This window comes from Herminiimonas arsenitoxidans (assembly GCF_900130075.1).
GTDB classification, from domain to species: domain Bacteria; phylum Pseudomonadota; class Gammaproteobacteria; order Burkholderiales; family Burkholderiaceae_D; genus Oxalicibacterium; species Oxalicibacterium arsenitoxidans.
Genome location: NZ_LT671418.1, coordinates 1,618,686 through 1,643,276, shown reverse-complemented (window position 1 = coordinate 1,643,276; position 24,591 = coordinate 1,618,686). Strand labels below are relative to the sequence as shown.

At 47.6% G+C, this 24,591-nt stretch carries 23 protein-coding genes and 2 pseudogenes; 14 read left to right on the top strand and 11 right to left on the bottom strand.

The window, feature by feature from the left end:
* The 6 genes from pstC (at position 1) to BQ6873_RS18145 (ending at position 4,776) form a co-directional block, all read left to right on the top strand.
* On the top strand, positions 1-972 hold the full coding sequence (gene pstC / locus BQ6873_RS07760) for a phosphate ABC transporter permease subunit PstC (protein ID WP_076592133.1): 972 nt from the start codon (positions 1-3) through the stop codon (positions 970-972).
* Positions 969-1,829: a phosphate ABC transporter permease PstA gene (pstA, locus tag BQ6873_RS07755; protein ID WP_076592132.1), complete on the top strand. Its 861-nt coding sequence runs from the start codon at positions 969-971 to the stop codon at positions 1,827-1,829. The genes pstC and pstA overlap by 4 nt, the downstream gene beginning before the upstream one ends.
* Positions 1,822-2,649 (top strand): phosphate ABC transporter ATP-binding protein PstB, encoded by an 828-nt coding sequence (pstB, locus tag BQ6873_RS07750; protein ID WP_083664419.1) that lies wholly within the window; start codon positions 1,822-1,824, stop codon positions 2,647-2,649. Before pstA ends, pstB begins: the two co-directional genes overlap by 8 nt.
* A gap of 58 nt (positions 2,650-2,707) precedes the next feature.
* Entirely contained in the window at positions 2,708-3,415 is a 708-nt protein-coding gene (phoU, locus tag BQ6873_RS07745; protein ID WP_076592131.1) for a phosphate signaling complex protein PhoU, read from the top strand.
* A gap of 4 nt (positions 3,416-3,419) precedes the next feature.
* Positions 3,420-4,112: a response regulator gene (locus BQ6873_RS07740; protein WP_076592130.1), complete on the top strand. Its 693-nt coding sequence runs from the start codon at positions 3,420-3,422 to the stop codon at positions 4,110-4,112.
* Positions 4,113-4,215: 103 nt separating this feature from the next.
* Positions 4,216-4,776: a type II toxin-antitoxin system HicB family antitoxin gene (locus BQ6873_RS18145; protein WP_076592129.1), complete on the top strand. Its 561-nt coding sequence runs from the start codon at positions 4,216-4,218 to the stop codon at positions 4,774-4,776.
* Between the two features lie 32 nt (positions 4,777-4,808).
* Here the strand turns inward: BQ6873_RS18145 and BQ6873_RS07730 are convergent, their stop codons facing one another.
* The 5 genes from BQ6873_RS07730 to BQ6873_RS07710 form a co-directional block, all read right to left on the bottom strand.
* On the bottom strand, positions 4,809-5,459 hold the full coding sequence (locus BQ6873_RS07730; RefSeq protein WP_076592128.1) for an NADPH-dependent FMN reductase: 651 nt from the start codon (positions 5,457-5,459) through the stop codon (positions 4,809-4,811).
* A 259-nt stretch (positions 5,460-5,718) separates the two neighbouring features.
* Positions 5,719-6,495, bottom strand: a complete 777-nt coding sequence (locus tag BQ6873_RS07725) for a GGDEF domain-containing protein (RefSeq protein WP_076592127.1) — start codon at positions 6,493-6,495, stop codon at positions 5,719-5,721.
* Positions 6,495-6,884, bottom strand: a complete 390-nt coding sequence (locus BQ6873_RS07720; protein WP_076592126.1) for a DUF1987 domain-containing protein — start codon at positions 6,882-6,884, stop codon at positions 6,495-6,497. The genes BQ6873_RS07725 and BQ6873_RS07720 overlap by 1 nt, the downstream gene beginning before the upstream one ends.
* A 54-nt stretch (positions 6,885-6,938) precedes the next feature.
* Positions 6,939-7,505, bottom strand: a complete 567-nt coding sequence (locus tag BQ6873_RS07715) for a SiaB family protein kinase (protein ID WP_231949298.1) — start codon at positions 7,503-7,505, stop codon at positions 6,939-6,941.
* Positions 7,506-7,534: 29 nt separating this feature from the next.
* A complete protein-coding gene (locus BQ6873_RS07710) occupies positions 7,535-8,773 on the bottom strand; it encodes a SpoIIE family protein phosphatase (RefSeq protein ID WP_076594009.1) in 1,239 nt (412 codons plus the stop codon).
* Positions 8,774-9,309: 536 nt separating this feature from the next.
* On the opposite strand from BQ6873_RS07710, the gene BQ6873_RS07705 reads away from it, so the two are divergent.
* Both BQ6873_RS07705 and BQ6873_RS07700 read left to right on the top strand, forming a co-directional pair.
* Positions 9,310-9,972, top strand: coding sequence for a hypothetical protein (locus BQ6873_RS07705; protein WP_076592125.1), 663 nt, complete (start codon positions 9,310-9,312; stop codon positions 9,970-9,972).
* A gap of 53 nt (positions 9,973-10,025) precedes the next feature.
* On the top strand, positions 10,026-11,027 hold the full coding sequence (locus BQ6873_RS07700) for a PstS family phosphate ABC transporter substrate-binding protein (RefSeq protein WP_076592124.1): 1,002 nt from the start codon (positions 10,026-10,028) through the stop codon (positions 11,025-11,027).
* A gap of 240 nt (positions 11,028-11,267) precedes the next feature.
* On the opposite strand, the gene BQ6873_RS07695 is transcribed toward BQ6873_RS07700, so the two are convergent.
* The gene (locus BQ6873_RS07695) at positions 11,268-12,620 is read right to left on the bottom strand and encodes a hypothetical protein (RefSeq protein ID WP_231949297.1); all 1,353 of its coding nucleotides are present in this window, start codon (positions 12,618-12,620) and stop codon (positions 11,268-11,270) included.
* 177 nt (positions 12,621-12,797) lie between these two features.
* Complete coding sequence (locus tag BQ6873_RS07690) at positions 12,798-13,265, bottom strand: hypothetical protein (protein WP_076592122.1); 468 nt, start codon at positions 13,263-13,265, stop codon at positions 12,798-12,800.
* Between the two features lie 207 nt (positions 13,266-13,472).
* On the opposite strand from BQ6873_RS07690, the gene BQ6873_RS07685 reads away from it, so the two are divergent.
* Both BQ6873_RS07685 and BQ6873_RS07680 read left to right on the top strand, forming a co-directional pair.
* Positions 13,473-13,757: a helix-turn-helix domain-containing protein gene (locus BQ6873_RS07685; RefSeq protein WP_076592121.1), complete on the top strand. Its 285-nt coding sequence runs from the start codon at positions 13,473-13,475 to the stop codon at positions 13,755-13,757.
* 96 nt (positions 13,758-13,853) lie between these two features.
* Positions 13,854-15,317 (top strand): aminotransferase-like domain-containing protein, encoded by a 1,464-nt coding sequence (locus BQ6873_RS07680; protein ID WP_076592120.1) that lies wholly within the window; start codon positions 13,854-13,856, stop codon positions 15,315-15,317.
* Positions 15,318-15,554: 237 nt separating this feature from the next.
* On the opposite strand, the pseudogene BQ6873_RS07675 reads toward BQ6873_RS07680, so the two are convergent.
* Positions 15,555-16,271, bottom strand: a pseudogene (locus BQ6873_RS07675) (GntR family transcriptional regulator); the annotation flags it as partial.
* Between the two features lie 125 nt (positions 16,272-16,396).
* Here BQ6873_RS07675 and BQ6873_RS07670 point away from each other — a divergent pair.
* From BQ6873_RS07670 to BQ6873_RS07655, 4 genes are all read left to right on the top strand, one after another.
* Complete coding sequence (locus tag BQ6873_RS07670) at positions 16,397-16,987, top strand: LysE family translocator (protein ID WP_076592119.1); 591 nt, start codon at positions 16,397-16,399, stop codon at positions 16,985-16,987.
* On the top strand, positions 16,984-17,892 hold the full coding sequence (locus tag BQ6873_RS07665) for a DMT family transporter (protein WP_076592118.1): 909 nt from the start codon (positions 16,984-16,986) through the stop codon (positions 17,890-17,892). Before BQ6873_RS07670 ends, BQ6873_RS07665 begins: the two co-directional genes overlap by 4 nt.
* A 190-nt stretch (positions 17,893-18,082) precedes the next feature.
* On the top strand, positions 18,083-18,541 hold the full coding sequence (locus BQ6873_RS07660; protein WP_076592117.1) for a RidA family protein: 459 nt from the start codon (positions 18,083-18,085) through the stop codon (positions 18,539-18,541).
* 58 nt (positions 18,542-18,599) lie between these two features.
* Complete coding sequence (locus BQ6873_RS07655) at positions 18,600-19,793, top strand: aminotransferase-like domain-containing protein (protein WP_076592116.1); 1,194 nt, start codon at positions 18,600-18,602, stop codon at positions 19,791-19,793.
* A 200-nt stretch (positions 19,794-19,993) separates the two neighbouring features.
* Here BQ6873_RS07655 and BQ6873_RS07650 read toward each other — a convergent pair whose 3' ends face one another.
* From BQ6873_RS07650 to BQ6873_RS07640, 3 genes and pseudogenes are all read right to left on the bottom strand, one after another.
* Positions 19,994-20,959, bottom strand: a complete 966-nt coding sequence (locus BQ6873_RS07650; protein WP_076592115.1) for a Bug family tripartite tricarboxylate transporter substrate binding protein — start codon at positions 20,957-20,959, stop codon at positions 19,994-19,996.
* A 314-nt stretch (positions 20,960-21,273) separates the two neighbouring features.
* Positions 21,274-21,600, bottom strand: a pseudogene (locus BQ6873_RS18250) (helix-turn-helix domain-containing protein); the annotation flags it as partial.
* A gap of 427 nt (positions 21,601-22,027) precedes the next feature.
* A complete protein-coding gene (locus BQ6873_RS07640; RefSeq protein WP_076592114.1) occupies positions 22,028-24,562 on the bottom strand; it encodes an autotransporter outer membrane beta-barrel domain-containing protein in 2,535 nt (844 codons plus the stop codon).
* Between the last annotated feature and the right edge of the window lie 29 nt (positions 24,563-24,591).

Sequence of the window (24,591 nt, the reverse complement as noted above, 5' to 3'; positions counted from 1 at the left end):
ATGAGTGCAGTTTTAAGTAATCCTGTTATCAGTAAGCACATAGATAAAGATGCTGGCACAGACAATTTATTCCGTTGGGGAGTTGCCTCTGCCGCAGCATTTGTAATGTTCATTCTCCTTGCCGCAGCCTTAGCTATGCTTTGGGGGGGGCGTCTCGCTTTTGAGACTTTTGGCTGGGGATTTTTTACGAATGCAGAATGGGACGCCGTTGGTAAGAATTTCGGTGCCGCAGTACCAATCATCGGTACCTTGGTCAGCTCCGCCATTGCCATGGTTATAGCCGTACCAATAAGTTTCGGTATCGCGTTTTACCTCACTGAAATCGCACCGACATGGTTGCGAGGGCCTGTTTCCGCCGCAGTAGAACTGCTGGCAGGTATCCCATCAATCATCTATGGCATGTGGGGTTTATTTGTATTTGTGCCTTTTATGGCCGACCACATACTGCCTTGGGTGAATGACTATCTCGGAAGTCTTCCAATCATAGGGCCCGTTTTCCAAGGTCCACCATTAGGTATCGGAATGCTGACCGCAGGAACAGTCCTGGCAATCATGGTCATACCATTCATCTCATCGATCATGCGCGATGTTTTCCGTACCGTGCCAACTAGCCTAAAAGAATCGGCTTATGCATTAGGTGCGACCAATTGGGAAGTGGTGTGGAACATAGTTTTACCTTATTGCCGATCTGCAGTGGTCGGGGGCATATTCCTTGGACTTGGACGTGCATTAGGCGAAACAATGGCGGTCACTTTTGTGTTGGGCAATGCTCATCAATTATCTTTGTCGATACTCATGCCAGGCAATTCGATTGCGGCCGCGATCGCGAATGAGTTTACAGAGGCTGATTCGGATGTCTATTTGTCGTCTTTAATTGCACTGGGCTTCATCCTGTTCATTGTGACATTCGTAGTATTGGCGATTGCGCGATTAATGCTTCATAGCATGGCTCGTAAGGAGGGATCGTCATGACTCAAGAAACATCATGGTTATATAAGCGTCGCTACGCACGTAATATCGCAGCGAAATGCTTAGGTACTCTTGCAACTCTGTTTGGTCTTTTCTGGCTGGTTTGGATACTTTGGACGTGCCTAAAATATGGAGTATCTGCATTAAAGCCGGAAATTTTTTATCAAATGACACCACCGCCAGGTGAAGAGGGCGGATTAGCAAACGCATTCTTTGGTAGTTTGGTTATGAGCGGTATCGCGATAGGTATTGGAGCGCCAATCGGCATTGCTGCGGGTACCTATCTCGCGGAGTATGCGAAAAGTGCCGCATGGCGTGAAGCGATCAGATTCGTAAATGACATTCTGTTGTCTGCTCCCTCGATCGTTCTGGGTCTTTTCATCTACACGCTGGTTGTACGTCAGCAAGGTCATTTCTCCGGGTGGGCTGGAGCGCTTGCATTATCTCTGATCGTATTGCCTGTTGTAGTGCGTACGACGGACGAGATGTTGCGGTTGGTACCGCAAGCAATGCGCGAGGCAGCGCTGTCCCTTGGTGTTCCTCAATGGAAGGTTACTGTTCAAGTGCTATACCGAGCAGCGCTTCCTGGAATCATGACCGGTATTCTTTTGGCTCTGGCACGTATTTCTGGCGAAACAGCACCGCTACTTTTTACTGCACTAAACAATCAGTATTGGACGAACAGCCTTAACTCGCCGACAGCGAGTATTCCGGTTGTTATTTTTCAGTATGCGATGAGTCCATATGAGGCATGGCATACGCTCGCATGGGCTGGCGCACTTATTGTCACGCTCTTCGTTCTCCTGCTGAGCATTGTCTCGCGTTTAATCATTCGAAAAACACAAGGCCATCATGAATAACATCGCAACCACCCCAGCATTTGATATCGACACGGGTAAGTCATCCAGCAAAATTCGTATCAAATCTGAAACCAAAATATCGATTCAAAATTTAGAGTTTTATTACAAAAACTCAATTGCATTGAAACAGGTAACGCTGGATATTCCATCGTCACAAGTAACCGCCATCATTGGACCTTCCGGCTGTGGTAAATCCACGATGCTTAGGGTTCTCAACAAAATGTACGCGATCTATCCTGGGTTAGTCGCAAAAGGAAAAGTACTACTTGATGGCGAAGATATATTGGATCCTAAATATTCAATGAATCGTTTGCGTGGAAAAGTAGGAATGGTTTTTCAAAAGCCAGTTCCATTTCCAATGTCAGTATATGAAAACGTGGCCTACGCTATTCGCCACCACGAAAAATTAAACAAAGGCGAAATGAATGAGCGTGTGGAACAAGCGCTTAGAGATGCAGCGTTATGGAATGAGGTCAAGGACAAACTCAATGCGAGCGGCCTTGGTCTGTCTGGCGGACAGCAACAGCGTTTGTGTATCGCGAGAGCCTTAGCGGTTAGACCGCAAGTTCTATTATTGGATGAGCCCACCTCAGCTTTGGATCCAATTTCGACTGCAAAAATCGAAGAACTTATCGCCGAACTACGTCAGAAATACACCATCGTTATCGTCACGCACAACATGCAACAAGCTGCGCGATGTTCAGATTTTACTGCTTACATGTATCTCGGTGAATTAGTGGAATTTGGTGAGACTGATCAGATTTTTATGCATCCGACAAAAAAAGAAACTCAAGACTACATTACTGGCCGATTTGGTTAAACGGATATTTCTTTACAAAGCTAGCAGTCAATTACAGCCAAATTTTAGGAGACATTCAATGTCTGGAGATCACTCGTCAAAACAGTACGACTTGGATTTGGAGTCTATTCGCTCCAAAGTGTTATTAATGGGTGGCATGGTTGAAAGTCAGTTGCACGATGCGCTCGCTAGTTTTAGAACTGGCAATATCCCTCAAGCTGAGCAAGTTATAGCCGGAGATGCAAACGTTAACCGTCTCGAAGTGTCATTGGACGATGAATGCAGTCATTTGATCGTGAAGAGACAACCGGCTGCTAACGATCTACGAGCAGTCATGGCAACGATGAAAGTGATCACGGATTTGGAACGTATCGGTGATGAGGCTACGAAGATAGCGCGAGTTTCAAAGCAGTTACATGTGCGCGGATCAGTTAACACCGTTAATCACTACGAAGCAATTCGAGTCATGGCGTCAAGCGCAACCAGTATGTTGCACGATGCATTGGATATATATGCTCGACTAGATGATTCTTCCGCCGCGGCGCTGATAGCACGGGACGAACTTGTTGATTATGAGTTTCGCGCGATCATGCGCAATTTGATTACATTCATGATGGAAGATCCTCGAACGATTTCCGCTGCGCTCGATACTCTTTGGATAGCTAAAGCGATTGAGAGAATTGGCGACCACGCCAAGAATATTGCGGAATATGTCGTTTATGTGGTGGAAGGAAAAGATATACGACATACGGATTTTGCATCTTCAAAATCAAACATCCCTGCTTGATTAGATGTTGTCCCTAGTTCCGCATATTCTGATCGTCGAGGATGAGCTTGCGATCGTCGAGCTCATCTCATTCTCTCTCAAGCAGGCAGGGTGGGCTGTATCGGCGGTTCACAGTACAAAGGACGCCTGGGATTTTATCCACCGAAGGACGACGAATTTGGTCTTGCTTGACTGGATGTTGCCTGACCAAAGCGGGTTGCACCTATTGTCTCAAATAAGAGCAGATCGACAATTCAGTGAGCTTCCCGTCATTATGCTGACTGCAAAAAGCATGGAAGAGGACAAAGTGGCTGGCCTTAACAAAGGAGCAGACGATTACATAACCAAGCCATTTTCCCCAGGGGAGTTAACTGCCAGGATTAATGCGTTATTGAGACGAAGGGCACCTGAGCATTCTAAAAAAATGCTTGTAGTAGGTCCCATTTCGCTTGACTCGGTGAATTGTAGTGTCAGCGTAAATGAGCGGCCAATCAACATCGGCCCATCGGAGTTCAAGCTCCTGAAATTCCTACTTGCTCACCCCGATAGAGTTTTTTCTAGGAGCCAATTGCTCGACAAAGTATGGGGAGACCATGTCGTTATTGAGGAGAGGACGGTCGATGTTCATGTATTGCGTCTGCGAAAAGTACTACAAGAGGCGGAGCCTCTGGTAAAGACGATACGCAGTGTGGGTTATATGCTTTCTGCAAAATTATAAGCAACGTAATTCATCAGTTATTTGACCAGCCTCTTTTTTAATTATTTGATTACTAGTATTGATAATGCTCCCTGAACCAAGTATTCCATCTCGGGATCCAGTTATGCATGATTCGTTAAAAAATCATACATTGGTATGCAATATCTCCAAGCAGCCTTTATATAAGATTTTTCTCTACCACGATGGCGATGCTTTTGTCGCAAACGTTCCCGAGCTACCGGCATGTAGTGCTAACGGAGCGACTTACGCAGAAGCATTAGAGCGCGTTCAGCAAGCAATTTCTGATTGGATAGGCGACGCAGAAAAGGCAGGTGTTCCGCCGCCGCCGTTAGTCAAACCGGCTGTTTTGCTACAAGTCCTAAATAACTGCACTCATAAGCCTGGAGTTTTGACTTCAGGTTTTCGGAACCGAACACCAGTTCGCGCCTTGCTGATAAAAAAATTTGGACGACGCTCCAATAGAGAGTTAGCAGCATGTATTGGAATTTTCGGTAAAGATGCACCGATTATGCTTTCTGGAGCGGCCAGTGGAAGCGGGACTAGGAAAGTCCGTTGCGCCATCGCGCTTGCATTAGGAAAATCTCCTTCGCAATTATGGCCAGACATTTCCTCTCGAATTAGGCAAGGCGACGACCATGAATATAACTTGCTGAAGCAGTCATAAATGAAAACCTAACGGGTCGGCCATGCAGCGGATTACGGCGCATTTCTTTGAGATGGGGTTTTCGTAAATGAAGGTGATTGTAAAGCGGTGTTGCCAACCAAACGCTGTTGTAGCGCCGCAGATGCCCACCACTGAAGCTGAGAAAAAGTTCGATCTAAATAGGTATGCCATTTATTTTGAACCGTTTCTAAAAATACTCCGTCTTCATTAAGTACTTCATGCGCTTTCGGGATGTGGACCATAGCAGAAACGGGTAGACAGCCTAACTCCGAAAGAAATGTCCTCATTCCAACCGCAGCCCTTACTCCCCCCCACTGGCCGGCAGAGTAGGTAACGATTGCACTAGGTTTAAATGAGAAAAGCGAACTGCCGAAGTGATTAAGCAAATTTCCTAACGCCGGACTCAGCGAATGATTGTATTCTGGGCTAATCATTACATAGCCGTCAGCTTCGTTTATCTTTTTAGCTAAACCTTCCAAATCAGCTGGGGCTGCCCCTTCAGCATAAGCGAAATGCGGCTTGAAAACCGCATCAAAATGGTAGTCAAGCGGATCAATCAATTCGACATCGCAACCACCTTGTTGAATACGGTGAATGCATGCCGTCGAAACTCTTTCGCCAAGCCTCGCCGGCCTCGGTGGAGTGCTTTTCCTTACTGATCCTAGAAAAACCAAGATTTTCATTTATCGCACTTTGACGGTTGCAAAACAATTTACGTATGAAGTCATAGACTCTCTCTAATTCTTAATTCCAGGATTCAGAAGGTTGACGCCACTGGCGAATATACAAAGTTGATTATTGCATATTGAGAAATTGAAGAGGTCATAGAAGAGCATCGACATGGCAGATGGGTTGCCATCTGGGGCGCGCTTTTAGGAATTGCGATCGTCGAGATTGTTGCTTGTAAGAAGAGATATGACGTAATTAGGCGGAACGAGAGGGCTAAATTAATACAGTGGATGTTTGAGTCATAAGATCATGCGGCTGTAATATGGTGCTATATCCTGTGCTTAAGTCAAACTCAACACGATTTCGACCGTTGTGTTTTGCTTTATATAACGCAACGTCAGCCCTTCCATACGCATCTTCAAAATCACAGTTTGTGTCACTCCAGCTAACACCAAAGCTCGCTGTGACATGTATATTAGGCAATGAAGAAAACGCTTTATCTGCAATTTCCCGACGTATGTCTTCTGCGATTATGATGGCTTCACTACTATTGTGATTGGGCAACAAAACTGTGAACTCTTCACCTCCGACGCGACCGATTTCACCAATGCCGTTAAGCGATGATTTTAATTTTTGGACCAGTTCACGCAGCACAGAGTCTCCCGTCGGGTGGCCAAATTCATCATTGATGCGTTTGAAAAAATCGATATCTAAAACAATTAAAGCAAGGGTACTAGTTTTTAAATAATGTTCGGCTCGATCAAACACAGCGCCACGGTTTAATACGCCAGTAAGATTGTCGTGACGAGCTTTGTAATCAAGCTCTGACGTTAACTGTTGAAGCTTAAAATTGAGAGTATTGAGCTCGAGTTCTTTGCGATCGCTGCGTGCGATCAAGCGGCGTGTTTCGCGCATTAGCCGGTGGAAACTTTTCGCTAAATTGTCTAGTGCAGCTTTGCACTCGTCACCGGACGCGCCGTCTTTCGTTATAACATCGTAAGCTGAATTCAGCGCTGCTGTTTCCGCTTCAAAGAGATCGGTATCACTCATTAAGTTCTCACCGCATGATCGTTGAATGTCAGTTCTGGAAAGTCTTCATGTATTTCTTGCCCGAATTCGAAAATCGTTTCGTCTTCTTCATCGTGATACCAATCCAGAATAATTGCATTGCCTGACTGTGCCTTGTCATTCAATGCGCTAAACAGTGAGAAAAGCATTTTTGTGCTCGAACTATTGAAGTAAGAGAGCGCGACTTGCACTGTTATCTGCTGACTAGCACTAACCTGAGCAAGATATATATGTAAAGATGCAATGATTGCACCCCAAAACACTGCCGCATTTTCTGGATATGCCTCACCTTTCAAAAGCAATCGATGTTCGTCAAAGCGAAAATCTACCTCTGGTGAACTCGAGCTTGCAGGGATATAAAGATTATTCATATTTTACTTTTCAGTGAGAGTGCTAACTGTCTGTCGATATCGTTTGCAATCCAATTAGATGGTCGCTTTGAGGCAGAACATCATGTTCCCGTCTGCGCCTTCGGGGATAAACTCAAATTCTAGTGGTTCGCTGGCATCTCTTGCCATTGTCAAGAAACCCAAGCCGGCGCCTTTGCTTTCTTGGGGAGTTTCAGCGCGTAACGTTTCCTTGTACTCCAAACGAATTTCTTCATTAGTAAGCGTGCGCAAATGCTCTAATTTTTCGCGTAAACGATCGGCAATCTCTCCATGAACCAAGTTAGAGCACGTCAGGTAATAGCGATCGTTTTCCACAGAAATACATACTGACCCACGACGCATTTCGGCATCCGTTTTGCCATCTGTATCTACTGAGTCGGCCGAGTAGTGAATGATGTTTTGCGCCATTTCTATAAACGATGAAAATAGCTTACGGCGAGTAGGACTGGCTGCCCCTATATATTCGACGCGGGTTTTAACTGAGTCCGCCATCGCTGCAATGATATTTTGCGAGAAGTAACCCATGTAATAGAAAATCACTTGGTTGTGTCCGCTACATTCGCAAGGCGTATGTACATTATCGATTACAGTGTTATTTCCCATCTTGATTCGACTTCCCTTGTAGCTTTAACTTAAATTGATCGCGAGATATGCGGCGTATTGAGCCGGAAGCCAAAGACTGTTATGTCATCGCGACGGCGGTGCAAACCTTGGTAAGCTTTTTGTTCTAATGTTAAGAACTGTCCGAACTGCGGCATAGATGTGTCCCGGTGCCGGAGCATAAATTTGCGAAGGCGTTGCTTGCCAAATGCGATATTCTTCATGCCGCCTATTTGGTCAATAATGCCATCCGTTGCACTGAGCAAGATCGCACCATCTGTTAGTGAAATTGTTTTGTTATCCCAGCACATGTCGTTAGGGGTGTCGACGTAGCCAATTCCAACGCGTTTTCCCTCAATTGTCTGGATTTCATCTTGATCTGGCATAAGAATAAATAAAGACGCTTTTGCATTAGCGCAGGTCAGTTCAGATGTCGCATCGTTAAACCAAAAGAATGCTGCATCCATACCATCATCAGACTCTGACAAACGATTTTGGTCAGCATATTGACCAAGCGCCTGTTTCATTCCGCGATTGACTTCGCTCATAAGCATTGCAGGATCTTTAGGGCCCAACTTGCTCAAGCCCTGTGACAATAAGGATGAAGCGATCAGAGTTAAAAAGGCACCAGGAACTCCATGCCCCGTGCAATCAGCAACAGCGGCAAACCAACCTTCATTGAAACGTTCGAAATGGTAAAAGTCACCGCCAACCAAATCTCGCGGTTCCCAAATCAAACAGGCGTCTTTTAGAGTTGCGCTCATCGCTTTACGAGACGTACTCATCATTGCGCGCTGAATTGTGCTCGCATAATCGATGCTTTGCATTACCTGCAGGTTCTTTTCTGTTTGAAGATCAACCATCATGCGCATGAGGTCCAAGCCAGAACCTAGGCCAAGAAACTGACCATTTTCAATAACCAAAAAGCCATCTGCTAAAGTTTTATCGCCTGATTCAACTGCAAGTGCAGCTAACGTTTCTACATAAGTATCCGCCTGTACGATCAGCGGGTTTTTATCCATGAACGCAATACATGTTTTCTTTTCGTATAGCTCTCTGTAGTACGGCTTGGACATTTGCGACATGAATATATTTCGACTTATTAAACCAATCGGATGCTCGCCTTCTAGAACTGGCAAGCTAATCAACTCACGGTTTTGACTAAAGACCTCCAGCACCTGCGCATTGGATTGATCGCAAGAAATGGTCGGAACAGCCACGGCGAGTGCTCTTGCAGAGGTGTTCGATTGCGCCGAGTTAATGGCGGACATGATGTCGAAATCGATTTGCAATTTTTCTCTTTTGCGATTGATAGCGCAGGTAACCTGCGTTTTGATGGACAAAATATTTACGGCTTATAAGGCGGTTCACGACTAAAGCTGCCGTATTACATACGTATTACCAATTAATTAGAATTGTAGATGCGCCGTGTGACAGGGAAGTGACGTTAGGAAACATTCACAGTGTTTCAAAGTTGTGGACTGCCATATCAAACATTGTGAATATTTGAAGAAGAAGTTATCTGTTAATTAGGCAATTGCGACAAAATCTATTGAGACCCAGGACAACGGTGTGTGATACAGCTTTAGCAGTGTAATTAGCGCTTGTAATTATTGCCTGGTAACAATGGCGCCAATTTCCACGTCAAGCGACCTGCTTTGCAGCCATATTGATCCTATCTTTAGCGGGCACGACAACTGCATTTTCTAAAGTTGCAGCTCCGAGTATTAAAGAATCCATACCTCCCTTATTGACAGTCGGAATTTTTCGAATCGAGTCGGAACGTAGCTACAAGCTGAGTTTGCAAATGACGCTGGGAATCCTCGGTGACCAGGTGCAGCGCGAACGTGAGCGCTCGATTGCCTCCATTTTGAAAATGCGCCAGGAACTCAATGGTTTAGCGGACAAGTCTACTAAAACGACACGAGCACTAACGCGAGCCAACATAGCCCTGACTGGTCAAATGGATGGATTGCCGAAACTAAACGCCAGCAACGCAGGCGTGATGTACGACGTCAACGAAGACTTACTAAACAAACTCAATACGCTGGCTTTTTCATTGGAGTCTGATACCAACGACACCAGTTCGCGTGTCGTTGCACTCGCATTACGGCAGGCATCACTCGCGCAGCGAATGGCAAAAATCGTTCTCTTGAGATCTCTCGATAAATCGATGCTTTCCAAGCAAGGCCTACAAGTCGATCTCATTCAATCAAGAATTGAGTTTCAAAACGGTTTAAATCTACTGGCCGAAGAAGCAGGTTCTGATCGGCTACTGAGTTCACGCGTTGAGTTGGCCCGTCAACAATGGATCTTCTATCAAACTGCCCTGACTTCAGCAGGCACCAATCAAACCGAACTTCGCAATATCGCTACAACCAGCGACCGAATTGCGGAGCAAATGATTGAAATTGTTCACATCAGCTATGCACTACCGCTTGATAGTTTGACGTCCGCTCGCTGGAAATGATTTAGAAACATTCCCTCAGATTTACCACCGTATTTAACTACAAAGGATTCGCCATGAAACTTAGTTTTCAAACGCTGTCGCCACTGTTATTATTGACAACTGCCTTGTGTGTCGCACCAGCACAAGCACAAACATTTATCAAAATCGATGGTTCCAGCACCGTGTTCCCGATTACAGAAGCTGTCGCTGATGACTTTCAGGACATGAAAAGTGGCGCTGTCAAAGTGACGACTGGTATTGCTGGCACTGGTGGTGGCTTTAAAAAATTCTGTAAAGGCGAAACTGATATTTCAAATGCTTCCCGTCCAATCCTGAAAAAAGAAATGGATGAGTGCGCAAAGAACGGGATCAAGTATGTAGAGCTGCCAATCGCATTCGATGCACTAACGGTAGTTGTAAATCCGAAAAATAAGTTCTTGACCAAAATCACAGTAGAAGAACTGAAGAAGATGTGGGAGCCGGCAGCACAAGGAACAATCACCAAATGGAATCAAGTCAATCCAGCTTGGCCTGATGCCCCGATCAAATTATTTGGCGCAGGCGCAGACTCCGGCACATTTGATTACTTCACAGATGCGATTATGGGCAAGACAAAGTCCAGCCGTACTGACTACACATCGTCGGAAGACGACAATGTTGTCGTGCAAGGTGTTGCACGTGACGTAAATGCGATCGGCTATTTTGGCTATGCGTATTACCTCGATAACAGCAAGCGTCTCAAAGTTGTTCCGATCGTCCATAAGGCAGGCAAACCTGCTGTAGCACCTTCTGTGAAATCCGTCATGGACGGCACTTACCAGCCGCTTGCACGCCCGTTGTTTATCTATGTAAGTGTGAAGGCGGCCGAAAGAAGCGAAGTCAAAGAGTTCGTCGAGTTCTACTTGAAGAACGCACAGAAGCTGGTAAAGGAAGTGAAATATATTCCTTTGACCGACAAGGATTATAAACACGCGTTGACTAATTTCACCAACAAGAAAACTGGTACAGCTTTCGGTGGTGACGCTGAAATCGGCGTCTCCGTTGCCGAGTTGTTACGTCGCGACCCAAAGGAGTAGAAGAACTGTATTAATAGATGCACTGGGCGTGCATTGAATAACTCCACGCCCAGTGCTGGAAGCCGATGTCCGATTGCGGTCGTAAAGGATGTCTGCCACGGCATAATAGTGGACGTTCCATGCTTTGCTTTCGATACGGTGTGCGCAACGTCCTGTTTCTATACAGGGTATTAAGAAAAGCAGTCAGTGTGAACTTTACGATGCAATCATGCGGCAAGCTCTTCCTACAGTTCTATAAGATCAGTCGTTACCGAGGTCTTCGGGCTCTTCATCAAACTCACTTCCTTGGGGCAATCCAAGTCCCGAATATTGTCGCAGTACTTCATGAATAGCTTCTATGACGCTAAGACCTTGGCGAATAGAGCCTGCCAAGCAAATAAGAACCTCTGCCTCTATCCCATCCGCTCGAGCTTTTGCCATTAATTCTTTCGACGGCAAAATAAGAGGACCGACGTTATCTGAACTCGGAACGACGTCAAATATGCGAAATACTTCACATCCGGTGGTGGCTGCATCTATGCTGAAGTAATCCCAAAAAACTTGGCCAAGCGTTCCCTCTGTATGTTGTTCGCGTCTAGCCCATTGCTTTAATGTGTTTTCACCTTTTGATACTTTAACGAGGAATCGTTGCGCTTTACCAGGTATCGTTGCCGAGGCTTTTCGACTGTTGGAGTAAGTTTTTTGTGAAAGGCTTGCGGCATCTTTGACTATCATCCAGACCATCGACCACAGCTCGCTTACGCTATAAATTTCAAGTGCTGTTCTAAAGATGCTTTTCATCTGATTTAACTCTTCTTCTTCTAGGTGGAAGTCGTAGTCGTTGCATTGATCTATGAGGTATCGATGGCAGTCTGCTACAGCGTAGTCGAGCCATAGATTTCGGAGGGCAAGATTATCTTTATAGTTGCGGTTTTCTAATATTGATAATGCAATCTCGCTTTTACCAAGCTTGGAATCGGGGACAAGGAAGAAGCAGGCTTGTGCAGGGTAGTGCCATATTTCATCACCGTTAAGACTGTAAGTGCCGTCTTTGGCGGCCAGATAGTGAGGCAAGAGAATTCTAGAATTGCATAACTTATCGATAAAAAAATCGGAGTCTGATGGAGTTAAAGTTGCACAGTCCCGGTACATGAATGTACCGGAAAGCAAACGAGGATTAATAGCTCGATGTAATGCAAGAAGAATCAATGCAGCATCATCAGAAATCTCACTATATTCACAATCAGTCGCTAGATTGTCTTCTGTAAGTTTTTCAAGAAGTTCGCGGAGTCGTAATTTCTCTGCGTGTTGATTTTTTTCGTCAAGGTTTCGGCAACCGGCGCAGGGCGTCTTTATTTTTTGTTTGCTTCGCTTTACGTCTGCACGGACGAATACTTGATGAAAACCTTCGCAATGTGAGCAAATCTGCCCTCGATCCCAAGCTTGGGAAACTTGAGAAATGTGTTCTGTTAGTTGATGGACATTTTTGATTTCCTTATGGGGTAGAAGATTCGAAACATTCTCTTTAAATTTTCCATCTTCATTCATTGCCCAATAGCGATCCACCAAAACATGATCGTCCGGATCGTCTGAATAAATTTCCACGTCTATCACGTTCTCCCTCCCTCGTTGAGTATTTTTCATGCAGCATCGACGACGATACGTCGACGGAATACGGCACCACTATTTTTTTGTCTATTCTTATCTTGCGTTCGAACCATGTTCCACGAAAGAACTGACATAAACATGCATTCCTTGATAAGTGCTGGGCACTTATGATGTCAATGATTATTATTTTTTTGGTTGATGCGGACGGTACGCGTGTCGATTCGCCTGGGCGTCGTACAGTGAGTGATGCTCCGGCAAACCGGAATGCTTAAAAAAATCGTAAAGCATCAGTTCGACGATCTCGTTGCTCACTAGCTTATAGTTACACCATGGCGGCACGCGGCAATCCAAGGCCTCACAAAATAAATCCCAATCAATCTGAGAGTCTACGCAGATAAAAACTTCCTCTTTGTTCCGGCGGACAATTTCAAGCCATTTAATAATTTCCAGATGAAGGTTGTCGACAGTGACGTATGAATGAGGAATTTTCCGCAACAATGGCACGACTACTTCACGTACGAATGTGGAGCAAGCGCAATCTGGGTATGGAACCTCCGCGTAAAAATCCTCTCCGTATTCGGATGCCATTCCTAAACTGATAAGGTGGGGTTCAAGAAAATCCGTGAACTCAGTATCTAGAAATACATTCATACAGCCCCTCTAGTTAAAATACCGGATCGCTAGCCCAGTTTGGTAAAAGTTTCGTTTGGTCGGTCTCGCCTTCGATCAATATTGAATGCACCGGAATTTCTTATTTCTCTAGTGACGATCACAATGCTGCAAAGCTAAATGAACACTATAGATTGTAGTTCTAAAGTGTTCGTTATGAGTACATCGTGTCTTTTATGGGAGACACGGATGAATTCTCGAAATGGGTTCGCGACGGCACTGCGGGAGTTAAGGACTAGAAAAGGCCTGACGCAAGAGGATTTTTCGGATGTATCGAGCAGAACTTATTTAAGTAGCCTAGAACGAAGTATGAAATCACCCACCTTGGAAAAGGTTGATGAGTTGTCCGGTGTGATGGAAGTGCACCCCGCGACACTACTGATATTGGCGTATTGCAGAGCAGAAAATGTCAAATATAAAGAATTACTTCTTCGTGTTGATGGTGAGTTGAAGGCTATGAATATCAAAACGTAAGGATAATTCACCGCATGTTTGATTTGTCTAACTGTTGCACCTTCTAGGCTAAGGCTCGAGCTGTTTTTTGATGTTGTACTAAGGATAATTTGAGAAATGTCGAAACGAATTAATTCTTTAATCAAGCGAGATCCAACGATCTCGGGACCTGACTTTTTGACGAAGGATGGCAATACTTCTTTGGTGCAGCAATTGGTAATGCAGATTCAGTCGAAGATTGATGACAAGGTTATTAGAAGCGGTGTTAAATTACCTTCAATTCGTGTTTGTGCTGAAGAATATTCAATCTCAAAATTTACTGTTGTAGAAGCATATGATCGACTAGTAGCGAATGGGTATTTGGACTCTCGCCGCGGTTCCGGTTTTTTCGTAAAGGAACGTAGGCATATAACTATTCCAAGAAGTTCGGCTCGCTCAGATATTGCCGCTCCACAGCATTTAGACATAGCATGGTTAGTACGAACTATGTTTCGTCAGCATCCAGCGCAAGCGATGCCTGGTTCGGGATTACTCCCTCCCGAATGGATGAGTACAGGAATTGTTGGAAATAGTTTTCGTTCTGTTGCGCGTGAGAGTTCTAATCAGATATTTCATTACGGAACTCCTGAAGGCTATTTGCCACTTCGCCAGCAACTTCAGTTAAAGCTCGCTGAGATTGAGATTGGTGCAACGCCTGAACAGATAGTCACAACTTCTGGTGTCACTCAAGGATTAGACATAGTTGCGCGCCATTTTCTTGCGCCTGGTGATGTTGTATTCGTAGATGACCCTGCTTGGTTTCTTATGTTCGCCAGTTTTGCCTCGGTGGGGGCAAAAGTAATTGGCGTTCCGCGAGAGGCCGATGGCCCCGATATTGCAGCGTTGGAACATTTGGCTGAACTGCATCGCCCTAAGTTGTACGTACTTAACTCAATTCTTCATAATCCGACATCTACTTCACTATCGTCGTCCAAAGCTTTTCGAGTATTAAATATTGCGGAAAAATTTGATTTCACGATCGTCGAAGACGACATTTATTGTGATCTCGAACCTGATGGTAATCAACAACCGGGTACACGAGTTGCAACTTTAGATCAGCTAAATCGAGTTATATATCTTGGTGGATTTTCTAAAACTCTCGCAGCGAACCTTCGCGTGGGCTTCATAGCTTGTTCAGCTGAAATTGCACGGCAACTCACAGATAGAAAAATTTTGGCAACTTTAACTTCGTCGGAAGTTGGAGAACGGGTAGTCTATAAAATTCTTGCAGAAGGATATTACCGAAAACACGTTCAGCGATTGCGCCTTCGACTCGATACAGCACGTGAGGAGGCGACAAGATCATTGGAGAAATTTGGATTGTCGGTGCCTACCGCGCCTTCTGCTGGAATGTTTCTTTGGGTAGATACTGAATCTGACACAAATGTTTTTGCTGAACGTGCCATGCGCGAGGGAGTGTTGTTAGCCCCTGGAGCGTTGTTCTCTCCAACTCAAGCCGCCTCTCATTGGATGAGAATAAATGTAGGTGCTATGCAGGATGCCGCAGTATTGCGGTGTTTCTCTAATTTATTTGGCGTGTAAGCAATCTGCCGGGACTTCACGCGCTATACGATGCACAGGCGAATCGACCTTCTTTTCGAGAGCGTCTGTCCATTTCAGCTTGAATAATCCGTCGTGACTACTTTTATGGGGAATACTCACTTGCATTACTTCGTCGCTTGAGTGCGACGGTGTAGCTTACTGACCACATAATTTGTGTCGCCATTATCTGAGACAATTTAAATGTATCACTGCTTAATAAACATTATTTCCGAGGCTAACCCGCTTTCCAATTCTTTTGGGACAAAATAAGGTCAATATAAGCGGAGGATCATCGACAAAGATGGTGTCGCCGGGTTGCACGTAATGACGTGCAACCAGATCCAGTGCTTGCGTTACACCCAAGGTGGTGACGAACTGATCGGGTGTTGCGGAAATTTCCAGCTCGGCCAGTTTCAATTGCAGTTGCTGGCGTAGCGGCAAGAAACCTTGTGGATTGCCGTATTGCAGAGACAGCTTCTGTCGGCTGACGGCGCGCAAGGCATTGGCGACCAGATCACCATCCAACCATTCGTTGGGCAAGAGGCCGACGCCGGGCATTTGTTGCGGTGGCAACTGGCGGAACATATTGCGCACCAGCCAAACCACATCGACTGGCTGTGGCGCGGTGTTCGTGCGTTGTGCGCGTGGTGCCAGCATAGGCGCGCGGTCGCGTACATAGAAGCCGGAGCCGCGGCGCGATTCCAGCAAGCCGCCGGCGACCAGACGGTCGTAGGCTTCCACTACGGTGAAGCGCGACACCTTGTGCTGATCAGAGAACTGTCGGATCGACGGCATGCGTGCGCCGGTGCGCAGCAATTTATCGTCTATGCGCGCAGTGACCAGTTGCACGATTTGCTCTATCAGTGAACCGCTGGCTTCGCGCGATATCAACGGGTGAGGCGTTTCGCTATGGGGTGCTGCAGCGGCCTTGTTCGGTTTGGCTGTATTGGTCATTTTACCGTGACAGTGAGAATATTAATTCCTTAAGTGTACTGGTACTGTATTGGTTTTGTCGATTACGATGTTTTGACGATAAAAACAGCAAAGCCTTAGATCGCTTTGCATCCTCTTGGAACAATATGGAATCCCTGTTACCGCTTTCACTGTTCGCCTTCGTCTCCTCCATCACGCCGGGACCGAACAACATCATGCTGACCTCGTCCGGTATTCGTTTCGGTTTTGTGCGTTGCATTCCGCACATGCTGGGCGTCGTCTTCGGCTTTGGCGTGATCCTGGCGTTGTGCGCGGCTGGTATTGGTAGTTTGATTGTGGCGATGCCTGTTTTGCATCTTGTGTTGAAAACGATAGGTTCTACTTATCTGGTGTATCTAGCGTGGCAGTTGCGCAGCATGGCATTCAACCAAGGTGAGGACGATAGCGCGCGCCCGATGTCTTTTATCGGTGCGGCACTTTTTCAATTTGCTAATCCCAAGGCGTGGGTGATGGCGGTGACTGGTGCTTCCGCCTTCCTGCCGCCTATGCAGCCGGTATGGTTTGCGATCGTCGTGTTCTGTCTGATATTCAGCGTGGTCAATTTGCCTTGTATCGGTATCTGGGCTGGTACCGGCGCGATGTTGCGACGTTATCTGACGCAGGCTAAATGGCAGCGTTTGTTTTGCGCAATCATGATTACTTTGACCTTGTATTCAGCATTGGCGATCTGGTCATGAGTCACGATTCCATAGTAAGTTCTGTCGCTATGACACCAGAAACCAAAGGCATGCTGTTGGGTGCAATCGGCGTGGCGCTATTCAGCCTGACTTTGCCGTTTACCCGGGTCGCTGTCGCTGAATTGCATCCAGTCTTCGTCGCGCTTGGTCGTGCCGTGGTGGCGGCAATCTGTTCTGCCGTTTTGCTATGGTGGAGTGGTGCCGTACGCCCGAATAAAACACAGATGAAATCGTTGCTGATTACTGCGTTGGGCGTGGTGGTTGGCTTCCCGGTATTTTCGTCGCTCGCGATGGCTTATGTACCTGCCTCGCATGGAGCGATCATTCTGGGCATCTTGCCGCTGGCGACCGCCTTGTTCGGGGCACTGCGTTTTGGTGAGCGGCCATCCATCGGTTTCTGGATTGCGGCAGTCGTTGGTAGTGGTTTGGTTGTTGCGTTTGCATTGCAGCAGGGCGGTGGCGAATTGCATATTGCCGACCTCGCTTTATTCCTCGCAGTGATTGCGGCTGCCATGGGTTACGCCGAAGGTGGACGTTTGTCGCAGACGATGGGCGGGCAACAAGTGATTTCATGGGCGCTGGTGTTATCCATGCCTATCGTTTTGCCGATCACAGTGTGGTTGGGTTGGCAGCACGGTGTGAGCGCTTCGCCGGCGGCGTGGGTCGGTTTTGCTTATGTCTCGTTGTTCTCGATGTTTATCGGCTTCTTCTTTTGGTACAAGGGTTTGGCTTTGGGTGGCATTGCACGTGTAGGACAAGTGCAATTGATACAACCCTTTCTGACCTTGCTGGGTGCGGCTGTGATTCTGGGAGAGTTACTGGAATGGCGCACCTTCCTGTTTGCACTCGCCATTATTGCCGTCGTGGCCATCGGGAGAAAGATGCCTATCAAGCGCAAAAATTGAATATAGATGTCCTTACTCACGCTGTGTAGCGACGATAGTTGGGAAGGAAAGCCGAGGATTTGAGATAATCACGGGTATTCTTTCCGTGATCGTCGGGAATATGATGGCATCTAGCCAACATCGCGTTCACGGACATCTGTTAATTGCCATTCCTGCATTGCGCGGAATGGCATCAATTTTTGGAGCACTTATGTCTTTTTACGACAAACTGAAAGCATTGAATATCGAATTGCCTGCCGTCGCGACGCCTGCTGCGGCTTACGTCATGTACGTACAAAGCGGCAACACGGTTTTTCTTTCAGGCCATATCGCCAAAAAAGACGGCAAGCCTTGGGTTGGTCAACTGGGCAAGAACATGACCACCGATGAAGCCAAACTGGCAGCACGCGGCGTCGCCATCGATTTGATCGCAACCTTGCAAGCAGCATGCGGTGGCGATCTGAATCGTGTCAAACGCATCGTCAAGGTCATGAGCCTCGTTAATTCGACTGGCGACTATACCGAACAACATCTGGTCACCAATGGCGCATCCGAATTGTTCGGCGAAATATTCGGCGCACAAGGCGTGCATGCACGTTCCGCATTCGGCGTGGCGCAAATCCCGCTCGGCGCTTGCGTGGAAATCGAATTAATCGCTGAAATAATCTAAGAAATATATATGCCCCGGAACGCCGGGGCGTGAGCCTTGTTTATACCGTGAAGTCATCATGAAAATCGAACATCCAACGCCGATCAATTGGCAATTCGCTAAACGTGCAGAGCAACTGCAAAGCTCGGTCATCCGCGAGATCCTGAAAATCACGATGCGCCCGGACATCATTTCCTTCGCCGGTGGTTTGCCGTCGCCGGAAACATTCCCGGTCGAGCACATGAAAGCGGCCTTCGATACCGTCTTGTCGAATCAAGGCAAGATTGCTTTGCAATACGGTCCTAGCGACGGTTATGCGCCTTTGCGTGAGTGGATCGCGAATTCCCTGTCTATCGATGGCGTGACGATTACACCGGATCAGGTCTTGATGGTATCCGGTTCGCAGCAAGCGCTGGATTTGCTCGGCAAAGTATTGATCGAAGATGACAGCAAAGTCTTGGTAGAAACGCCGAGCTATCTGGGTGCCTTGCAAGCTTTCTCGGTGTATCAGCCGCGCTTTGTTTCCATCCCGACTGACGACTACGGTTTGCTGCCGGAAGAAGTGGAAAAAATCGCAGACGGTGCACGCTTGTTGTACGCCTTGCCGAATTTCCAGAATCCAACCGGCCGCACCCTGTCGGTTGAGCGCCGTATTGCATTGGTTGAAACCTGCGCACGACTTGGCTTGCCTTTGATCGAAGATGATCCTTACGGCGCGCTCAGCTATCGCGGTGAACCATTGCCGAAAATGCTGACGATGAATCCGAGCGGCGTGATTTACATGGGCTCGTTTTCCAAAGTGCTGACACCAGGCATACGCCTCGGCTATGTAGTCGCACCAGTACCGCTGATCCGCAAACTGGAACAAGCCAAACAAGCTGCCGATCTGCATACATCGCAATTGACGCAGATGGTGGTGTACGAAGCGATCAAGGATGGTTTCCTCGAGAAACATATTCCATCGATACGCACGCTGTATGCGAATCAATGTCAGGTCATGCTGGATGCGTTGACGGAATTTTTCCCTGCTGGCGTGAAGTGGAATAAACCAGAAGGCGGCATGTTTATTTGGGTAACGCTGCCTGAGCATATCGACGGTATGAAACTGTTGGAAGAAGCGATTGCGCAACACGTTGCATTCGTACCGGGTGCACCGTTCTATGCGAACGAGCCTGAGAAGAATACTTTGCGCTTGAGTTTTGTTACCGTGCCACCGGAGAAAATTCGTGAAGGCGTCGCCAAGTTGGCGAAGCTGATCGCAGCGAAAATTTGATTGTTAGCCTGATGTAAAAAAGCCGCTCAGTTTTTGACTGGGCGGCTTTTTTATTGAGTGGGTGGTTTCGAATGAGTGTATTTTTAGATCGCATCCGATGATCACTGCACTGTTGAGTATGTGCAGCAGGGCTATGTCTCAGCAGCCGGGGCGCGACATGCATGCCAGTTGCACTGCTGCATGTTCAAGGTCGGGCACTCTTATTCCAGCTTGACGCCCGAGCTCTTGACGACCTGCCCCCAGCGCGCTATTTCGGACGCGATCATCGTAGTAAATTCCGCCTGTGACATGTTCGGAATATCCGAGCCGGCACTCGTCCAGTTCTGCTGGATTTCCGGGGATGCTAGCGCTTTCTTGACTTCTTCCGTCATGCGCTCAACCACCTCGGGTGGAGTGCCCTTGATTGCCCACAGACCGTACCAAGTGGATACTTCATAGCCTGGTACACCGGCTTCCGCAGCCGTCGGAACGTCGGGAAAGCCCGGTGCACGCTTGGCCGATGCGACGGCAAGTGCCTTGATGCGGCCGCTCTTCACATGGCTGGCTGAGGAACCGAGCCCGTCGAACATGAGATCGAGCTGCCCCCCGATCAAGTCCTGTAGCGCTGGACCAGCACCGCGGTATGGAATATGGGTAATGAAGGTCTTGGTTTGGATCTTGAACAGTTCACCCGCCAAATGATGCGAGGTGCCGTTACCGGCCGAGCCGAAGTTCAGCTTGCCAGGATTCTTTCTGACGTAATCCAGCAAACCTTTCAGATCCTGTACCGGAACGCGCTGGGTGTTGACTACGATCACCTGTGGTGGCGTGGCAATAACGGTAATCGGGATGAAATCTTTTTGCAGATCGTAAGCGAGCTTTGGATACAGCGCCGGTGCAATTGCATGATGCGCTGCACCTATGAAAAATGTGTATCCATCAGGTGGGGACTTCGCTGCTACGCCCGCACCAAGAGTGCCGCCTCCGCCACCGCGATTATCGATGATGACCGTCTTGCCGAGCTGTTTGCTCAGTTGTGCCGCCAACGGACGTGCAAAAGCGTCGGTTCCGCCACCCGGAGGGAACGGTACGATCAGCGTCACCGGTCGCGTGGGCCAGGTCTGTGCAAACGCACTGACGGATAGGCAAAGTCCAGCCAGCACTAAGAGGGGAATTCTAAGTTTCATGATCTTGTCTCCAAAAATTGTATTTTTTATATTAATAAGTCGTTTGCATACAAGAACAGATATGATTGTATACAATTGCCCATTGTTTCGGAGGATTATATCTATGGAATCTTTTGTCAAGCTAATTATTTAATTGTTGAAATAATATGTTTTTGAGTAAGGTGAAAGCTAGGATTCAGCGAAAAAGTGAGTATTAGAATGAGGGAACCATTAATACGCAAAGCAAGTTGCGATCTCGTAGCATCTCAAAGTTGTCACTTAATTCGGTCACTTATACTCCGTGTTGATTTGCTCGCAGAGTTGACCCTCTCTAATTGATCCACCTTCCACTGTCTGGCGAAGGCTGCGACCCGGTCATAGGACCCTTCATATCCCAATGCGCGCAAGTCGATGTGCATCTGTTTCAAAGTCCGTCGTTGCTTGCGTGATTTCGTTGTCTCGGTCTTTAACCAGGCTGAAAGCTTGAACGCGTATTTGTCGAGAGAAGTCGGAGAACGTCGATCAGCGTAGGCTGGTTCGACAGTTTCAGCGCGTAGATAACGTCTGGCTGTATTTCGAGAGATACCCAATCGTTTGGATATCTCTCTCAAGGACACGTGGTCACGAAGGTGCCAGCGTCGAATAATTCCAAGTAATGCCACGTCGATCACTCCATATCTCCTACTCACTTTGGTAAGTAGGATTGTGTTCTAAACGTGGGTCAGTTTTGGATGCAAATTATGCGGCTAAGTGGGTCAGTTTTCGATGCAAATCAACATCTTCCCTTAATGCTGAATCCTTTATGTGGATATGCCATGAATATGTGGCAGTGATTTTGAATGTCCGCTTTTGGCCGAAAGCTGACATCGCCATAAAAGTTCGTTAGCCAGACATTGGTGTGTATACAGCCAACTTACACCTTCCCACATCTTTGGAATCGCCTGAACAATCACCGACCTTCCATAAAAAATGGCCCAGTTTTTCAACGGGCCATTTAACAGTTTGATTTCCTTAGCATTCTGTCGGTGCATCAAGAGCTTAGAAAGCTCTTGATGTACTCTCCACGACAGAGACATCCAGCTCTGCAAATTAAAACAATTTGCGCAAACGTAAGCTGCCACTCTGGGCAAGGAAGCCTGATCCTGTCTGTAAGTCATAACGGACAGACAAGCTCAGATTCTTCTGGCGTAACAGCGTCGCGCCCAAAGAGATCATCGCCGAATTCTTGATCGGGCTGACACCAAGCGACGTAAAGCTGGTTGCGCCACTTGGATCTGCTGCAAAACGTGCATTGGTCGCCACACGATTATTGTCAAATTCATGACGCCAAGCCAGTTTCAGGCTCGGTATCAAATTCCCATACGAAGTCGTCAGTTCGCGTTCGAATTTAACACCCAGATCACTTTGCAGCGAGTTGACGCTAGTTGAGCCAACGGCCAGCGCAGCGCCGTTGCCGCCGCTTTCCGTATAGGCATCCTGATTCAAGCGGCTATAGGTCAGACCTAATAACGGGGTGGTGGTGACACTACCTGTGGCCAGTGGATAACCTACTTCAGCCTTCGCCACATACTGCATGCCGTCGAACTTGCCAGTAGCAACGCCAGCGAAACCAGGGAAGCTGACGGTGCGGGTCGTGGCGTAACGTTGCTGGACTGCGCCTGCAGAGAAATTCAGATACCAAGGCTGACCACTATAACTACCGTAAGCCAGCAAACCGTAAGCGTCCACATCACTGGAATCACCTGCATTGCTACCGGTGTCACGGATGCGAGCATTGCTATAACTGAATGCCCCGCCGATATTCCAGCGTTCATCCAACTGCTGGTCAACGCCAAATAACAGGCCACTATAATTGGCACGATAAGCACTGACATCATTACGCTCATCCTGTCTGGCTTGCCCAGCGAAAGCTTGTCCCCAGACGCCGGTAGCAGATGCTGCCGAACCAGCGGAGAGACCGCTGGCTCTGCCGGTTTGTGCCAAACGCAAACTATCAGTATGGGCGGCCACGATATTAAGTGTATCGACTGTTGGCGCAGTGACTGCCTGACTGCTTACCGGCGATGAGACAGGATTTAACTGACGGCCAGCGCGATTGGCATCGGCAGTCGAACCCAGATTCATTGCCTGACCGGCATTGAACAGATTTAAAAGAGCCGGATCGATCCCTGTGTAGCGAGATAGCCCGCCAAGTGCAGCGACAGCATTCGGTACGGTTGCAGGGGAAGACGTTGCTGGTGTGGCAGGATTGGTTCCCAGCGTAACTACCAGATTGTTAGTGCCACCGGACGTCACAGTGCTACCAGAGAGGGATCCTGTATAGCCGGAGGCAGCATAATTCAATGCATTCTCGTTGTAGCTAGCGGCACCAGCCGCAGTCACGACGACAAAGCGTTGACCTGCAGCGAAGGCGTAGGTAGTTAATGGTTTTAACGTGACCGCTGAACCGGCAGCAATCGTGGCGCTACCTGAAACCACCAAACGACCGTAACCGTTATCAGAGTTAACGGCGCCTGTTGCTACTGCACCATTCGCGACGCCTATGAGCAGGGTTGCGCCAGCGCCTTGATTGTAATTGCCAGTGACGGTAATGCCGTTATTGACCTGCAGCGTGGCTGCGGTGTTGCTAACCGTGCGGGTGCCGACGTTGATGTTATTGTTCAGCAGCAGATTGCCGGAGTTGAAGATAAGGTTTGACGAAGTATTGGTGATGAGACCTTGATCAGTGGTGTCTAGGCCTGCGCTGGAGCCTGTCAAAATCCCGAAACTGGCACCGCTGGCACCGTTGATAGTCAGGTTATTGGCAGAGTCGTTCCGGATCGAACCGGCGATCGTACCGCTATTGGTGATAGGGCCAAGGGTGCCGGCTCCTGCGTTATAAATCGCATAACCGTTGCTTGAGATGGTTCCGCTATTGGTGATAGAGCCAAAGGTGCCGCTTGCTGCGTTATAAATCGCATAATCGTTGCTTGAGATGGTTCCGCTATTGTTCAATATGTTGATATTGCCTGCATTGCCAATGCCGCCCTGAGCGCCTGTGATGGTGCCGGTATTAACCAAGGTACCGATAGTCGCATTGGTACTGGTGCCGACACCCATGTTGCCCGAGATGGTACCGTCGTTGGTGATGGTCGTAATGGTGATCGAGCCAGATGGGGTCAGGTTTCCTGCCAGAACGCCGGTGTCACCACTAATTGTACCGGTGGCAGTGTTATGCAGCGAAGTGATGCTGCTACCGTTGTCGCTATGAATACCATAGGCACCGCCTGAAATGGTCTTGTTGTTGTTCAGGGCGGTCATAGCGCCCGTGTTGTGGATACCGGAATTAGTGCCGTTGATTACGCCATTGTTGTCCAGTGTGCCTACGACGCCTGATACCTCGACAGCGTTTGCTGCTCCACTAAGCGTCCCGGTGCTGGTCACCGTAAAATCTCCAGCACTCCACGCCACACAGCCTTCAGGGCCGAAAAGCGTAAAAGAAATGAAGCTAGCGGGCATACACGCGGCATTGGCATGAGTGCTATTACCCAGTGCAAAGCCGACCGCCAAAACGATGACTGAAAGTTTGCTACCTTGTTGTACTGAAGGCAGTTGCAAGCGACGCTTTTTAGATTTTATAGACATGATGTAGGGTAGCTAATTGTTTAATATGT

Excerpts from the sequence above, each read along its gene's own strand:
- pstC (WP_076592133.1), top strand. The coding sequence starts at position 1 with ATGAGTGCAGTTTTAAGTAATCCTGTTATCAGTAAGCACATAGATAAA.
- pstA (WP_076592132.1), top strand. The coding sequence starts at position 969 with ATGACTCAAGAAACATCATGGTTATATAAGCGTCGCTACGCACGTAAT.
- pstB (WP_083664419.1), top strand. The coding sequence starts at position 1,822 with ATGAATAACATCGCAACCACCCCAGCATTTGATATCGACACGGGTAAG.
- phoU (WP_076592131.1), top strand. The coding sequence starts at position 2,708 with ATGTCTGGAGATCACTCGTCAAAACAGTACGACTTGGATTTGGAGTCT.
- BQ6873_RS07740 (WP_076592130.1), top strand. The coding sequence starts at position 3,420 with ATGTTGTCCCTAGTTCCGCATATTCTGATCGTCGAGGATGAGCTTGCG.
- BQ6873_RS18145 (WP_076592129.1), top strand. The coding sequence starts at position 4,216 with ATGCATGATTCGTTAAAAAATCATACATTGGTATGCAATATCTCCAAG.
- BQ6873_RS07730 (WP_076592128.1), bottom strand. The coding sequence starts at position 5,459 with ATGAAAATCTTGGTTTTTCTAGGATCAGTAAGGAAAAGCACTCCACCG.
- BQ6873_RS07725 (WP_076592127.1), bottom strand. The coding sequence starts at position 6,495 with ATGAGTGATACCGATCTCTTTGAAGCGGAAACAGCAGCGCTGAATTCA.
- BQ6873_RS07720 (WP_076592126.1), bottom strand. The coding sequence starts at position 6,884 with ATGAATAATCTTTATATCCCTGCAAGCTCGAGTTCACCAGAGGTAGAT.
- BQ6873_RS07715 (WP_231949298.1), bottom strand. The coding sequence starts at position 7,505 with ATGGGAAATAACACTGTAATCGATAATGTACATACGCCTTGCGAATGT.
- BQ6873_RS07710 (WP_076594009.1), bottom strand. The coding sequence starts at position 8,773 with ATGTCCGCCATTAACTCGGCGCAATCGAACACCTCTGCAAGAGCACTC.
- BQ6873_RS07705 (WP_076592125.1), top strand. The coding sequence starts at position 9,310 with ATGACGCTGGGAATCCTCGGTGACCAGGTGCAGCGCGAACGTGAGCGC.
- BQ6873_RS07700 (WP_076592124.1), top strand. The coding sequence starts at position 10,026 with ATGAAACTTAGTTTTCAAACGCTGTCGCCACTGTTATTATTGACAACT.
- BQ6873_RS07690 (WP_076592122.1), bottom strand. The coding sequence starts at position 13,265 with ATGAATGTATTTCTAGATACTGAGTTCACGGATTTTCTTGAACCCCAC.
- BQ6873_RS07685 (WP_076592121.1), top strand. The coding sequence starts at position 13,473 with ATGAATTCTCGAAATGGGTTCGCGACGGCACTGCGGGAGTTAAGGACT.
- BQ6873_RS07680 (WP_076592120.1), top strand. The coding sequence starts at position 13,854 with ATGTCGAAACGAATTAATTCTTTAATCAAGCGAGATCCAACGATCTCG.
- BQ6873_RS07670 (WP_076592119.1), top strand. The coding sequence starts at position 16,397 with ATGGAATCCCTGTTACCGCTTTCACTGTTCGCCTTCGTCTCCTCCATC.
- BQ6873_RS07665 (WP_076592118.1), top strand. The coding sequence starts at position 16,984 with ATGAGTCACGATTCCATAGTAAGTTCTGTCGCTATGACACCAGAAACC.
- BQ6873_RS07660 (WP_076592117.1), top strand. The coding sequence starts at position 18,083 with ATGTCTTTTTACGACAAACTGAAAGCATTGAATATCGAATTGCCTGCC.
- BQ6873_RS07655 (WP_076592116.1), top strand. The coding sequence starts at position 18,600 with ATGAAAATCGAACATCCAACGCCGATCAATTGGCAATTCGCTAAACGT.
- BQ6873_RS07650 (WP_076592115.1), bottom strand. The coding sequence starts at position 20,959 with ATGAAACTTAGAATTCCCCTCTTAGTGCTGGCTGGACTTTGCCTATCC.
- BQ6873_RS07640 (WP_076592114.1), bottom strand. The coding sequence starts at position 24,562 with ATGTCTATAAAATCTAAAAAGCGTCGCTTGCAACTGCCTTCAGTACAA.